Origin of the sequence: Bacillus sp. FDAARGOS_527 (genome assembly GCF_003812125.1) — a bacterium.
Classification (GTDB): Bacteria; Bacillota; Bacilli; order Bacillales; family Bacillaceae_G; genus Bacillus_A; species Bacillus_A paranthracis.
The window spans coordinates 1,221,243-1,234,208 of sequence record NZ_CP033795.1; the positions used below are offsets into that span (position 1 = coordinate 1,221,243).

The following is a 12,966-nucleotide window of genomic DNA, read 5'->3' on the forward strand; positions in this document are numbered from 1 at the left end:
TAAGAAAAGGAGATGCATCATATGTGATGTATCTCCTTTTTAAAATTATAAATTAAAAGCATTTGCCAATAAGCGATAAGAATTCAATTTATCTTCAAATCGATGAGTAATAGTGACAATCATAAATTCTTCAGTATTGTACGCTTTGCTTAAGTTTATGATTTTTTCTTTTACAGAAGACGGATCGCCTACTATCATACGTTGACGATTTTCTTTTATACGGAATAAATCATACGTGCTATATGAATAATTTTGAGCAGTTTCGATAGAAGGAGTACCAGTTGTACGCTTTCCTTGTTCTAGTAATAAGATTGATAAATCTAAACTAGAAGCAATTTTTTCCGCCTCTTCATTTGTTTCTCCGCAAATAACAAAAATAGCTACGATTGATTTTGGTTTATCTCCTAAATAGGAAGGTTGGAATTGTTTTTTATAGGCCTCCATTACCTCGGGTCCACCGTATCCGTTTATGAACTGTGCGAATGCAAAGGAAGCACCTTGTTGTGCGGCAATCTTTGCACTCTCTCCGCTAGAGCCAAGCAACCACATGTCAGGAGATGTGGGAATTACAGGAGTAGCCTTTAAATTTGCATAATGATGGTTTTCTGGTACTTGATCATGTAAGTACATTGCAACATCTGCAATTTGCTCTGGATATTGATCAAGTGAGACCATTTTTCCTTCTTGAAGTGCGCGAGTTGCAATGGGCATACCACCAGGTGCTCTGCCGACACCAAGGTCAATACGATTTGGATAAAGCGCTTCTAAAACGCGGAAATTCTCAGCAACTTTATAAGGGCTATAGTGAGGTAACATAACACCACCTGAACCAACTCTCATACGCTCCGTTTTTGCTGCAATATGAGAAATAAGTATTTCTGGACTTGAACCAGCAAGGCTTACAGAATTGTGATGCTCTGATACCCAAAAGCGTGTATATCCGAGTTTTTCAACTTCTTGCGCAAGCGTAACTGTATGTGAAAAAGCTTGGGCTGCCGTACTACCATCTGAAATAGGGGATTGGTCTAATACACTTAATTTGATCATAGAATATACCTCTCAATCTTAATGTACATCCTATTATATATTTACTTACAAAAAATGCGTAATGAAATGCTCAAAATAAAAAATGGATAAATTATATATCCACTTTTAATGTGAAAATCCTCGTTCATAATGATTCATTTCGACTACATTTAAAATATATTCGTAGTTATCAATCTCAAGTTTTATTTGTTCACGCTCTTTTTTAGATAGATGCATATTACTAAGTTTGTTGCATAGCTGTTGTTTCTTTTCTTCTAAATACTTTTTTGTAGCATTGTAGTCGTAAGTTGGTTTCATTTTTAACCACTCCTTATTTGCTGTTGCTATATTATACGAAGCGTGAAGAGATGTGAGAGCGATCTCTTATGTATTTTCAGTGAATATTCAACTTGCTCTGTTGTTATGTTTATGGAAATTTATGAATAAAATGCACTAAACGACTAATGCCCATTTGATGAAGTAAGGGGTGGAATTGTGCAGAAAGATATAATGTATAACACGGAGATGGATGAAACGTTAAAAATTATAAATAAAGGATTAAAGAAGACGACGAGTCCGAAGCAAATTATTGTAGTAGGGGCTGGCATGGCTGGATTAGTTTCGGCATCTTTATTAAAAGCTGCGGGACATGAAGTGAAGATTTTTGAGGCAAACAACCGGGTAGGTGGCCGCATAGAGACAGTTAGAATGGAAGATACCGGTTTATATTTGGATGTAGGGGCGATGAGAATTCCGTATTCGCATACATTAACGATGGCATATATAAGAAAATTTGGGCTACAGGTAAGCCCTTTTATTAATAGGAATGAGACTGATATTATTTACGTAAACGGCCGAAAAACGACATTAAAACAATATGAAAAAGAGCCAAGTATATTAAAGTATCCTGTGGAAATGAATGAAGTTGGGAAAACGTCTGAGGAGCTATTATTGTTAGCGGTACAGCCTATTATAAATTTTATTAAAAAGAACCCAGAGAAAAATTGGGATGTTGTAGTAAATGATTTTGGCAGATACTCTACAGGACAATTTTTAAAGTATCACCCTTATCAATATAATACTTACTTTTCACCAGTAACAATTGAGATGATTGGCGTTTTGTTGGATTTAGAAGGTTTTTTAGAAAGGTCATTCGTTGAGACATTACGTTTTTTATACATTATGCAAGAGGAGAGCGGATTTTGTGAAATAATAGGCGGTAATGATAGATTGCCAAAATCTTTTTTACCACAATTAGAGGAAGATATTATATATAATCAAAAATTAATGAAGCTACATCAGCATGATAATGGTGTGACAGCTTTCTATCGAAACGAAGAAACGTTTGAATATAGTAGTATTACAGGGGACTTAGTTATTGTTACCATTCCGTTTTCGACAATGCGGTTTGTAGAAGTAGATCCATTTGATTCTATATCTCATGAGAAATGGAAAGCAATTCGTGAATTGCATTATATGCCAGCGACAAAAATAGGAATTCAATTTAAAAGTCGATTTTGGGAAGAACAAGGACAGTTAGGTGGCAGAATTATAACAGATTTGCCAATTCGTTACGCCTATTATCCAAGCTATGGAATTGGAGAGAAGGGACCAGCTATGATGCTAGGAAGCTATACATGGTCTTATGATGCGTTGTTATGGGATGGCTTATCAAAGGGTGACCGTATTTATTACACATTACAAAACTTAGCAACGATATTAGGTGGCCAAGTATATGATGAATTCTTATCTGGTATATCAAAAAGTTGGACGTTGGATCCATATGCACTTGGAGGGTTTGCTCTATTTCAGGCCGGTCAAGAATCAGAGTTGCAACCAGCGATTGTCAAACCAGAGGGAAGAATATTCTTTGCTGGAGACCATACAACGTTATATCACGGATGGATACAAGGGGCAATTGAATCTGGCGTTCGTGTTGCGGTAGATGTAAATGAATTAAATGTATAAAATTCAGAAATTTCTTTACTGTATAGTTTGAGATGGATATTATTATATATAAAAGAATTATAGGGAGTGTTTACAGTGAATCCGTTATTATTCGATTTTCCTTCTGAATTTTATACTGAAAGGTTATTGATTCGAATGCCGAAACCAGGTGATGGTAAAGTTGTATACGATGCCATTCAAGCTTCTATGAAAGAATTAAAACCATGGATGGTTTTTGCGCAAAAAGAGCAAACAGAGGAAGAAGTAGAAGTGAGCATTAGAAAATCGCATATTCAATTTTTACAGCGTGAGGATTTAAGGTTACTAGTATTTTCGAAAGAAACAGGCGAGTTTATCGCATCTAGCGGATTGCATCGCATTAATTGGGATATACCCCAATTTGAAATCGGGTATTGGATTGATTCGAGGTTTAGTGGAAAGGGCTATATGGTTGAGGCTGCAAAGGGGATAACAGATTATGCTTTTTCTGAACTGAAAGCAAACCGCGTAGAAATTCGTTGTGATTCTTTAAATAAGAAAAGTAGAGCGATCCCTGAGAAATTAGGTTTTAAATTAGAGGGTGTTTTAGAAAGTGCGAGTGTTGCAGTAGATGGAAATGGATTAAGGGATATGTGTGTATTTGCGATGACTAGAAATACATATGAAAAAGAAGAGCTGTAGAGAAACGGCTCTTCTTTTTGTGTATTATGGTACAGGATGTCCGTTAGAGCTTTCGAAAATTGTAAACCATTGTTGACGGTCTAAGTTAACTTTTGTAGCAAGAGCGGCTGTTTTAACACGATCTAATTTACCAGAGCCGATGATTGGCAACATTTTAGCTGGATGTGCAAGTAACCAAGCATACATAACCGTATCGATACTAGAAACACCTAGCTCAGTAGCAACTTTTTGCGCAGTTTCACGTACACGTACAGCACGTTCTGATTGACCAGTAAAGATTTCTCCGCCAGCAAGAGGTGACCAAATCATTGGATTGATTCGTTTTTCCTGACATAAATCAATTGTTCCCTTTTCAAAATGCTCAAGCTGCAGAGCTGATACTTCAATTTGGTTCGTAATAAGCGGGAAATCTAAGTATGAACTTAACATATTGAATTGGGAAGGTAAAAAGTTAGATACACCGAAATGACGAACTTTTCCTTCTTGTCTTAAGCGTGAGAACGCTTCTGCCACTTCATTTGGATCCATGAAAGGATCAGGACGATGGATAAGTAATACGTCAATATAATCTGTATGTAAATTTTTAAGTGAAGCTTCTGCACTTTGAATAATATGTTTTGCACTAGTGTTGTAGTGAGCAACATAACGCTCTGGAAATTTCGGTGATGGGGGAGCGATTCCACATTTTGTGATGATTTGCATGTTTTCACGTAAGGAAGGCTTTAGTTGTAATGCCTCTCCGAACAGTCCTTCACACGTATAACCGCCATAAATATCAGCATGATCAAAAGTAGTAATTCCCATATCCATACAATCTTCAATGAAAGAAAGTAATTCTTGTTTTGTCATATTCCATTCTGCTAAACGCCAAAAACCTTGAATCATACGAGAAAATTCGAGTGTTTCGGCCATTTGAACTCGTTCCATTATAAGTGCCCCCTTGATGAATGAATAATATTTTGAAAAGGCTTTCTTGCTACATATTATTATATAGTTACAGTGTCGTACATACAATAAATATGTTTTGCTACAAAAACGATTTTTTCTATATGCTATAATGTAGAAACATATAGCTATAAGGAGAGGTACAAAATGATTCCAGTAACAATATTAACTGGTTTTCTTGGATCAGGGAAAACGACATTATTAAATCGCATTTTATCAGAGAATCACGGTCAGAAATTGGCGGTGATCGTAAATGAAATCGGGCAAATTGGTATTGATAATCAGTTGATTATGAATGTTGAAGAAGAAATTATGGAAATGACAAACGGCTGTTTATGCTGTACTGTACGTGAGGATTTACTCGTTGCGTTAAAACAATTACTGGACGTAAAAGCAGAAGGGAAAATGGACTTTGATGGATTAGTAATTGAAACGACGGGTCTTGCAAATCCAGGTCCTATTATTCAAACATTCTTTTTAGATCCTGTTATTCAATCTGCATACCAAATTAATGGTGTTGTAACAGTAGTAGATAGTTATCATATACATAAACATTTTGAAAAAGGGCTAGAAGCAAAAGAACAAATTGCATTTGCTGATGTTGTATTAGTGAATAAGTTAGATTTAATTGAAGAGAGTGAAAAAGAAAATCTCTTACATGAATTGCAAGGAATAAACCCGACTGCAAAGTTAATTCAGTCGACTAATTGTGATGTGGATATTCCATCGTTACTACAAATTCAAACGTTTAAAACGAAAGATACGTTACAAATTTATCCTCATACAGAGCATAATCATTTAGAAGGTGTAAAATCGTTTGTACTACGCGAAGAGCGTCCGTTAGATTTACAAAAACTAAATGAGTGGATGTCAGCTGTCGTTCAAGAACTAGGAGAATATTTATATCGCTACAAAGGAATTTTATCGATTGATGGAGTGGATAAACGTATCGTTTTCCAAGGCGTACATACGTTATTTGCTGCTTCGTATGATAGAGAGTGGCAAGAGGGCGAAGATCGAGTAAGTGAAGTTGTTTTTATCGGAAAAGATATTAATAAAGAATGGTTCCAAGCACATTTCGAGGAGTGTGTGAAATAAGTCTGCGTTTATTGCAGGCTTATTTTTTGGACTTAACTAAGTGTTTTGTAGAAAAATACTAGATTGCCAAAAACGAAGGACTAAAAAAACCTGTTTTCACAGGTTTGTATGTTCATCTAAAAGTAACTCCATTACAACACCTACAACAGGACCTTCATCATCAATATCGCCATTTAAACGGAAGCCAAATGACTCATATAATCCCATTGCAAGTTTGTTGTCTGGGTGTAAACTTAAATAAATTGTTTTACATTCAAATTTATTTTGTAAGAATTGAATAAGCAAGCGAAGGAAACGTTTTGCGTATCCTTTTCCTTGATATTGTTGGTCAATCATAAAGCGGTCTAACCATATGCTTTTACGTTTTTCACAATACCATCCATACATTGCATATCCTACAAGTGTTTCTCCATCATATAAACCTACTGACGTTCCGTTCCCCTCATATAATGATTCTGCTAAAGAAAATGCATTGCTTTCAATAAATTGCTGCTGGTCTTTTGCGACGTTTAAAGCAGATACCGAACGCCAATTTTTTTCTGTTACTTCACAAATGTGAAGAGTCATAATTCCAACTCACCTTCTAAATTAATATAGCTTAAAAGCTAATATGGATAATTTTACTTGTTATTTTGGTCAAGTCAAGCAGAAACACATAAAAAAGAAGCTGAATGTCGTATTCAGCTTCTTATCAAAAGTTGGTTAGTTAGTAGCTTCTTTCAATGTGTTTACGTTTTCTTCCATTAAAGTGAAGTAATCTTTATTATTTTTCGCATCGTCTTCAGAAATAGTAGCTAAGTGATTTAAGCGTAAAATCTTTGTACCTGTTTCTTTTTGAATAACGGATGCTACTTTTGGAGTAGAAAATGTTTCAAATAAAATATATTTTAGATTATGTTCTTTTACTGTTTTTGTAATGTCAGCAAGTTGTTTTTGAGATGGTTCATCAGAAGCTGAAATACCGGCGATAGCAATTTGTTTCAGGCCATAGCGTTGTTCCCAGTACCCATAAGCCGCATGAGAAACTAAAATATCTTTCGTTTTTGCATTCGCAACTGCTGCTTTAAATTGATCATCTAAATCAGTAAATTTTGTTTGAAGTGCTGCAAAGTTTTTTTCGAACTCTTGTTTATGGTCAGGTTGTAGTGCTACAAGTGCATTTTTAATTTTTTCTGCTTGTTTCATTGCTAGAGTAGGGTCTAACCAAATGTGTGGGTCTTTATCGTGATGATGTTCATCCTCTTTATGGCCGTCTCCGTGATCATGATGCTCTTCTTCAGTAGAAGTACGCAGTTCAATACCTTTTGATGCATTTACAATTTTAACGTTTTCTTTTTGTAATGTTTTTTCCATTTTTTCAGCAAATGGTTCTAATTCAGCACCGTTATAAACGAATAAATCGGCTTTTGCAACTTGTACTGTTTGTTTCTGACTTGGCTCAAATGTATGAGAATCGGCACCAGGCGGATAAATTGCTTCAACAGTTACATAGTCGCCACCAATTTTTTTTGCGAAATCTGCAAGAGGAAAAATAGTTGTATAAACAGTTAGCTTTCCTTCTTTCTTGGCATTACCTTCTTTTGTATTTGAGCAGCCAGTAAAAATTAAAGTGAAAATAAGTAAGAATGAAAATATAGTCAATCTTTTAGGCATGAAGTTCTCCTCTTTTCTTTTTTTACGGATATATTTTCCCCAATTATAGAAGAAACATATCATTTTAATACAAAACGGAATAATTACGTTTTAGTTTGCGAACTTAGTATAATACATCTTTTATAAAGTTGCAATAAATAATAATCATTCCGATTTGATTTTGTTATAAAGTTGTCAAATATAGGTGTGTTATTTTTGCGAATACATGCATATGTGACAACGCTGTGTTCATATATATGAAAGGAGGGTGTAGAGGGGGCTGAGTGTTTGGGTTACTTAATGGAAGCTATTTTATTGATATTAGCGGTAGTATTACCATTAGCCGTAGTCTTAATTTTTTTAAGAAGATTAATAAGTAATTTAGGAGATGCATCAACCGTAACAAAATTACGAGAGAAAGATGAGAAAAAAGAGTGAGTAAAGCACTATGCGTACGCATAGTGCTTTACTTGTGGTAAAATGAGAGAAGGAAACTCCTAAAAGTTGTATGTTACTAAAGGAGAGAAAAGTAAAATAAGAGGTATATGCATATATGAATAAGCGAACAGCGTTAGTGCTTGGTGCAAGTGGTTTAGTTGGGCAAGAGATAACGCGTCTATTACTTGAATCAGATTACTACGATTCGGTTACTATTTTTGTAAGAGAACCAATGCAATGGCAACATGAAAAGTTACAGCAAAAGCAAGTAGATTATTTGGCATTAGAGGAATATAAAGAGTTCTTTGCTGTAGATGACGTATTTAGTTGTCTAGGAACAACAATCAAAAAAGCAAAAACGAAAGCTAATTTCAAAAAGGTAGATTATGAATATACGTTACGAGCGGCTTGTTTAGCTGAAAAACAAGGGGTGCAAAATTTCCTTGTTGTGTCCTCAATGGGAGCGAATCCTAAATCGTTTTTCTTTTATTCACAAGTGAAAGGAAGAATGGAAGAGGAATTGCAAAAGTTAGTAATTGGTGGTATTCACATTTTTAGGCCATCTTTATTAGTAGGAAATCGACAAGAATTTCGCTTTGGTGAAAGAATGGCGGAAAAATTATCTCGTATGATTCCTTTTATATTTAAAGGAGCCTTCAAAAAGTATAAACCAATTTCCGCTAAAGATGTGGCAAAAGGGATGTATATAACTGCATTGCGAGAAGAATCAGGTATCCACATTTATAATTCGAATGAAATTACAACGATAGAATAAATAAAACCGAGAAGAAGAGCTTCTCGGTTTTATTTATTTGTACTGATTTTCCCAGGCGCTCGCTCGTATTGATACGGTTCTTCTAATTCAAAGCCAAGTTCATTGGCGGCTATTCTTGAGAAGTAAGGATTGCGAAGTAACTCACGTCCGATAAAAATTAAATCTGCTTCGTTATTATTTAAAATTTGCTCTGCTTGTGCCCCGGTCGTAATCAATCCAACTGCACCAGTTGCAATGTTAGCATGCTCTTTAATATGTTTAGCATATTGTACTTGATACCCAGGGTAAACATCGATGCGCGCAGGTACAACAGCCCCAGAGCTACAATCGATTAAATCTACTCCTTGTTCTTTCATCCATTTTGTATATTGTACATAATCTTGAACTGTTAACCCGTCAGGATGATAATCATTTGCTGAAATACGAACAAATAGCGGTCCGTTCCAAACTTCATTTATCGATTCAATGATTTCGCGTAAGAAACGATATCGATTTTCAGGTGAACCACCATATTCATCAGTCCGCTTATTGGTAAGTGGAGAAAGAAATTCATTAATAAGATAACCGTGAGCACCGTGTATTTCAATAACGTCAAATCCAGCTTGTTTGGATCGTACTGCAGCTTGCTGAAAAGCTAATACAGTATCTTTAATTTGGTGTTTGCTCATTTCTATTGGCATTTTCATTGTTTCATTAAATGGAATGGCTGAAGGAGCTAACGCATCTGTTTCTAATTCTGCTTTTCTTCCAGCATGAGCGAGTTGAATGGCAGCTTTTGCACCATTATCGTGTATAAAAGTTGTCGCTTTATGTAAGCCTTCAATTAAACTGTCATCCCAAATGCCTAAGTCTTTATTTGAAATTCGACCTTCAGGTAACACGGCTGTTGCTTCAATCATAACTAAACCAACTTGACCAGCAGCTCTTGTTCCATAATGAATAAGATGGAAATTCGTTATTTGGCCATCCTCGTTTTTCGATGAATACATGCACATAGGTGACATAACAATCCGGTTTTTTAATGTAACGTCTTTAATTGTATAAGGTGAAAAAAGTTTGTAATTCATCCAATAGCCTCCTAGATTGAATTTTCTTACATTGTATCATTCTCGTTTTTGTTTCTCGAATAAAACGCTTATACGAAAAATTTTGTCTATTCGTGTTACAATAATGAATATGAATTGAATTGGAGGATGACATATGTACCAAGCTTATTATGAAAGTGAATTAGGCTTGCTAGAAATTACAGCGAACGATAAAGGAATTACGTCTGTTATATTTGTTGATGAGAGACAAGAAGAACATAAAAATGAAATGATAGATCAATGTATAAATGAGCTCGATGAATATTTTAAGGGGAATAGAAAAGAGTTCGCAGTCCCGTTGTCTCCTGAGGGAACAGCATTTCAAAAAAATGTATGGGATGCGCTCTATACGATTCCTTATGGCGTAAGTGCTTCATATTTAGATATTGCAGAGAAAGTCGGAAATACGAAAGCTGTACGAGCAATAGGAGGAGCAAATAGTCGCAATCCGATTTCAATAATCGTTCCGTGTCATCGTGTAATAGGAAAGAGCGGGAAACTTGTTGGGTATGCGGGCGGTTTATGGAGGAAAGAGTGGTTATTAAAACATGAAGGTATTTTGAAATGACGTATGGATGGGAAGAGGGATTGTTTTGAAATGTATAAATTGTGGGCAACTTTGCGAGGGAAATCAGCTGAATTGTGAAAGTTGCCAGCGGACTTTGCATACTGAACAGAGTGAAGGAAGTTCGCTAATAGACAAGGAATTAGAAGTATATGTAGGGAGACAATATCCGTATTACAAAAGGAAATGGGAGCTTGAAGAAAAGCGGATTGCTAGGTGGAGCTGGAATGGTTGGGCAGCTATTTTCAATGTAGGTTGGCTCGGATATCGTAAGTATTATTTACCTGCAGCTTTATTTGTAGTGTTATTATTAGCGTGTGATGCGTTTTCTTATTATATGGGCTTCAACGTAGCATTGCCGATCATTAATATGGTGCCTCTTACGTTTCTATTACTCGTTTTTATTTTATTTGGAATGGCGATTTTTGCGAATGGATTATATTATCAATTTGCAGAAAGGCGTATATATCGAATAAAAGCAAGAGAAATTCAAGATGAATCGGTTGAAAAGTACCTTATTCGTGATAGGGGGGGGACGAGTAAAATGGGAGCAACAATCGTTACGATTTTAGCGGTTGCTAGTATTTTTTTTAGCCATTTCTTTTTCCCGACTGATCGAGATATTATTCAAAAAGTTCGTACAAGCTCGCTATATGAATATCCGTTCTTTTCCATTGGTGAATCGTTTGAAAATTATTTTAGAAATCCGGGTTGGGCATATTATCGTGGCACGGAAGGATTAGAATTGGTAGAATTCCAAGGGGATAGTCCGGATATGTCGAAGAAAAAGGTTACGATCCAATTTATTGTTGATTATAAATTGGGTGAGGTTGAGCCGTACTCACTTATGATTAATGGCGAATCTAAAAATGAGGAAGAATTTTTAAAGATAATGGACGAAATATTTAAAGTTCAAAATCCATTTGACATAGAGGATGGATTACAAGTAAAAGAAGTGGATAGTAGAGCTCTCTATCCGCTTCTTTTTTTGTATATACGAAAATAATATTTGAAATAATATGAATCTTTTGTATAATAATATGTATTATACTGGCTTTCATTTATACATATAGATTGGGGGAAGGAACAATGAAGAGAAAGGTAACAACGATTGCTGCAGTTGCATTATCGACTAGTGTATTAGTTGCAGGTTGCGGAAATGGGGAGAAGGCATCTACAACGAAGAAAGAAGCAGGTAAGGGAGCAGCGGATAAGCAAGTATTAAACTTACTAGAAACAGCAGAAATTCCTTCAATGGATACGTCAAAATCAACAGACTCTGTATCATTCCGTGCCTTTGTAAATGCAATGGAAGGATTATATCGTTTAGATAAGGATAATAAACCAACTCCAGGTATGGCAAAAGACGTGAAAATTAGTGAAGATAAAAAGACATATACATTTGAATTACGTGATGCAAAATGGTCAAATGGTGATCCAGTTCGAGCGCAAGATTTTGTATATGCATGGCAACGTACATTAGATAAAGCAACGGCAGCTGAGTATGCATTTATTTTATTTGATGTGAAAAATGCACAGAAAGTAAATAAAGGAGAGTTACCGTTAGATCAATTAGGAGTGAAAGCGAAGGATGATAAAACGTTAGTAGTAGAATTAGAACAACCAGCACCATATTTTCTTGAGCTTACTTCATTCCCAACATTCTTCCCTTTAAATGAAAAATATGTGAAAGAACAAGGAGATAAATACGGATTAGAAGCAGATAAATTATTATATAATGGACCGTTTACGATGAGTGAATGGAAACATGAAAGAAGTTATCAGTTAAAGAAAAATCCTAATTATTGGGATAAAGATACTGTGAAGTTAGAAGAAATTAATGTGAATATTGTGAAGGAAACAAGCACAGGAGTAAATTTATATGATAGTGATCAAGCGGACCGTGTTATTTTAACTTCTGAATTTGTTGATAAATATAAAAAGAATAAGCCAGATGAATTCAAAACGAAGTTAGATCCGCGTATGTATTTCTTACGATTTAACCAAAAAAATGCAACGTTTAAAAACCAAAAGGTTCGTGAAGCAATTGATCTAGCATATGATAAAAAAGGAATTGCAAATGTTATTTTAAATGACGGATCATTGCCAGCATATTTCTTAGTACCTGAAAAATTTACGACAGGACCTGATGGCAAAGATTTCCGTACTGTAAATAAAAATTTCCGTGACAGTAAAGATAATGCAGCAAAAGCGAAAAAATTATGGGAAGAAGCAAAGAAAGAACTTGGCCAAGATACAATTACAGTCGAATTACTAAATGATGATAACGGTAGTCGTAAAAAAGTAGGAGACTTTATTAAAGAAGAGTTAGAGAAAAATTTACCTGGTATTAAAGTGAATTTAAAACAACAGCCATATAAGCAGAAGTTGGATTTAGAAAAGAAATTTGAATATGAATTTTCGTTATCTGCATGGAGTCCAGATTATCCAGATCCAATGACTTATATTGATATGTTTGTTACTGGAAGCTCATTTAATGAAATGGACTATTCTAATCCGAAGTATGATGAGTTAGTAGCGAAATCAAAAGGAGAACTATTAAAAGATGATAAAGCACGCTGGAATGCACTTGCAGAAGCGGAAAAAATCTTAATTGGTCAAGATGCTGCCATTTCTCCTACGTACCAACAAAGTACCGCATACTTAGAGAAACCATACGTAAAAGGTATTGCAAATCATACGTTTGGTGGGGACTTCAGTTATAAATGGGCATATATTACAAAAAAATAGTATAATAAAAGATGAGTGAATTT

14 protein-coding genes are annotated in these 12,966 nt (G+C 35.1%); 8 read left to right on the forward strand and 6 right to left on the reverse strand.

Annotated elements, in window-relative coordinates; all coding sequences use genetic code 11:
- Positions 1-45: 45 nt before the first annotated feature.
- Positions 46-1,047, reverse strand: coding sequence for an LLM class flavin-dependent oxidoreductase (locus tag EGX95_RS08590; protein WP_000594051.1), 1,002 nt, complete (start codon positions 1,045-1,047; stop codon positions 46-48).
- Positions 1,048-1,152: 105 nt separating this feature from the next.
- A complete protein-coding gene (locus EGX95_RS08595; protein WP_000805515.1) occupies positions 1,153-1,344 on the reverse strand; it encodes a DUF3896 domain-containing protein in 192 nt (63 codons plus the stop codon).
- Between the two features lie 177 nt (positions 1,345-1,521).
- Here EGX95_RS08595 and EGX95_RS08600 point away from each other — a divergent pair, with 177 nt between their 5' ends.
- The gene (locus EGX95_RS08600) at positions 1,522-2,994 is read left to right on the forward strand and encodes a flavin monoamine oxidase family protein (protein WP_001168144.1); all 1,473 of its coding nucleotides are present in this window, start codon (positions 1,522-1,524) and stop codon (positions 2,992-2,994) included.
- A 75-nt stretch (positions 2,995-3,069) separates the two neighbouring features.
- Complete coding sequence (locus EGX95_RS08605) at positions 3,070-3,654, forward strand: GNAT family N-acetyltransferase (RefSeq protein WP_001068767.1); 585 nt, start codon at positions 3,070-3,072, stop codon at positions 3,652-3,654.
- A gap of 24 nt (positions 3,655-3,678) precedes the next feature.
- Here the strand turns inward: EGX95_RS08605 and EGX95_RS08610 are convergent, their stop codons facing one another.
- Complete coding sequence (locus tag EGX95_RS08610) at positions 3,679-4,581, reverse strand: aldo/keto reductase (RefSeq protein ID WP_000442812.1); 903 nt, start codon at positions 4,579-4,581, stop codon at positions 3,679-3,681.
- A 165-nt stretch (positions 4,582-4,746) separates the two neighbouring features.
- Between EGX95_RS08610 and EGX95_RS08615 the strand changes: the two genes are divergently transcribed.
- A complete protein-coding gene (locus EGX95_RS08615) occupies positions 4,747-5,697 on the forward strand; it encodes a CobW family GTP-binding protein (protein ID WP_000613439.1) in 951 nt (316 codons plus the stop codon).
- A 96-nt stretch (positions 5,698-5,793) separates the two neighbouring features.
- On the opposite strand, the gene EGX95_RS08620 is transcribed toward EGX95_RS08615, so the two are convergent.
- Together EGX95_RS08620 and EGX95_RS08625 are read right to left on the reverse strand one after the other, a co-directional pair.
- Positions 5,794-6,264 carry a GNAT family N-acetyltransferase gene (locus EGX95_RS08620; protein WP_000172435.1) on the reverse strand — a complete coding sequence of 157 codons (471 nt, stop codon included), beginning with the start codon at positions 6,262-6,264 and terminating at the stop codon, positions 5,794-5,796.
- Between the two features lie 135 nt (positions 6,265-6,399).
- Positions 6,400-7,350 carry a metal ABC transporter substrate-binding protein gene (locus tag EGX95_RS08625; RefSeq protein WP_001126176.1) on the reverse strand — a complete coding sequence of 317 codons (951 nt, stop codon included), beginning with the start codon at positions 7,348-7,350 and terminating at the stop codon, positions 6,400-6,402.
- A gap of 279 nt (positions 7,351-7,629) precedes the next feature.
- Here EGX95_RS08625 and EGX95_RS30290 point away from each other — a divergent pair, with 279 nt between their 5' ends.
- Both EGX95_RS30290 and EGX95_RS08630 read left to right on the forward strand, forming a co-directional pair.
- Positions 7,630-7,767 (forward strand): hypothetical protein, encoded by a 138-nt coding sequence (locus EGX95_RS30290; protein ID WP_001997329.1) that lies wholly within the window; start codon positions 7,630-7,632, stop codon positions 7,765-7,767.
- Between the two features lie 115 nt (positions 7,768-7,882).
- The gene (locus EGX95_RS08630; RefSeq protein ID WP_001042754.1) at positions 7,883-8,542 is read left to right on the forward strand and encodes an oxidoreductase; all 660 of its coding nucleotides are present in this window, start codon (positions 7,883-7,885) and stop codon (positions 8,540-8,542) included.
- A gap of 29 nt (positions 8,543-8,571) precedes the next feature.
- On the opposite strand, the gene namA is transcribed toward EGX95_RS08630, so the two are convergent.
- Positions 8,572-9,609 carry an NADPH dehydrogenase NamA gene (gene namA / locus EGX95_RS08635; RefSeq protein ID WP_001107022.1) on the reverse strand — a complete coding sequence of 346 codons (1,038 nt, stop codon included), beginning with the start codon at positions 9,607-9,609 and terminating at the stop codon, positions 8,572-8,574.
- 133 nt (positions 9,610-9,742) lie between these two features.
- Between namA and EGX95_RS08640 the strand changes: the two genes are divergently transcribed.
- The 3 genes from EGX95_RS08640 to EGX95_RS08650 all read left to right on the forward strand — a co-directional run bounded on the left by EGX95_RS08640 (position 9,743) and on the right by EGX95_RS08650 (position 12,943).
- Positions 9,743-10,195: a methylated-DNA--[protein]-cysteine S-methyltransferase gene (locus EGX95_RS08640; protein ID WP_000283890.1), complete on the forward strand. Its 453-nt coding sequence runs from the start codon at positions 9,743-9,745 to the stop codon at positions 10,193-10,195.
- 25 nt (positions 10,196-10,220) lie between these two features.
- Entirely contained in the window at positions 10,221-11,198 is a 978-nt protein-coding gene (locus tag EGX95_RS08645) for a DUF2628 domain-containing protein (RefSeq protein ID WP_002081340.1), read from the forward strand.
- A gap of 83 nt (positions 11,199-11,281) precedes the next feature.
- Positions 11,282-12,943, forward strand: a complete 1,662-nt coding sequence (locus EGX95_RS08650) for a peptide ABC transporter substrate-binding protein (protein WP_000824546.1) — start codon at positions 11,282-11,284, stop codon at positions 12,941-12,943.
- The last annotated feature ends 23 nt before the right edge of the window (positions 12,944-12,966 follow it).

What these genes read in the sequence shown, in the direction of transcription:
- EGX95_RS08590 (WP_000594051.1), bottom strand. Translation starts at nt 1,047, where the DNA reads ATGATCAAATTAAGTGTATTAGACCAATCCCCTATTTCAGATGGTAGT.
- EGX95_RS08595 (WP_000805515.1), bottom strand. Translation starts at nt 1,344, where the DNA reads ATGAAACCAACTTACGACTACAATGCTACAAAAAAGTATTTAGAAGAA.
- EGX95_RS08610 (WP_000442812.1), bottom strand. Translation starts at nt 4,581, where the DNA reads ATGGAACGAGTTCAAATGGCCGAAACACTCGAATTTTCTCGTATGATT.
- EGX95_RS08615 (WP_000613439.1), top strand. Translation starts at nt 4,747, where the DNA reads ATGATTCCAGTAACAATATTAACTGGTTTTCTTGGATCAGGGAAAACG.
- EGX95_RS08620 (WP_000172435.1), bottom strand. Translation starts at nt 6,264, where the DNA reads ATGACTCTTCACATTTGTGAAGTAACAGAAAAAAATTGGCGTTCGGTA.
- EGX95_RS08625 (WP_001126176.1), bottom strand. Translation starts at nt 7,350, where the DNA reads ATGCCTAAAAGATTGACTATATTTTCATTCTTACTTATTTTCACTTTA.
- EGX95_RS30290 (WP_001997329.1), top strand. Translation starts at nt 7,630, where the DNA reads ATGGAAGCTATTTTATTGATATTAGCGGTAGTATTACCATTAGCCGTA.
- EGX95_RS08630 (WP_001042754.1), top strand. Translation starts at nt 7,883, where the DNA reads ATGAATAAGCGAACAGCGTTAGTGCTTGGTGCAAGTGGTTTAGTTGGG.
- namA (WP_001107022.1), bottom strand. Translation starts at nt 9,609, where the DNA reads ATGAATTACAAACTTTTTTCACCTTATACAATTAAAGACGTTACATTA.
- EGX95_RS08640 (WP_000283890.1), top strand. Translation starts at nt 9,743, where the DNA reads ATGTACCAAGCTTATTATGAAAGTGAATTAGGCTTGCTAGAAATTACA.
- EGX95_RS08650 (WP_000824546.1), top strand. Translation starts at nt 11,282, where the DNA reads ATGAAGAGAAAGGTAACAACGATTGCTGCAGTTGCATTATCGACTAGT.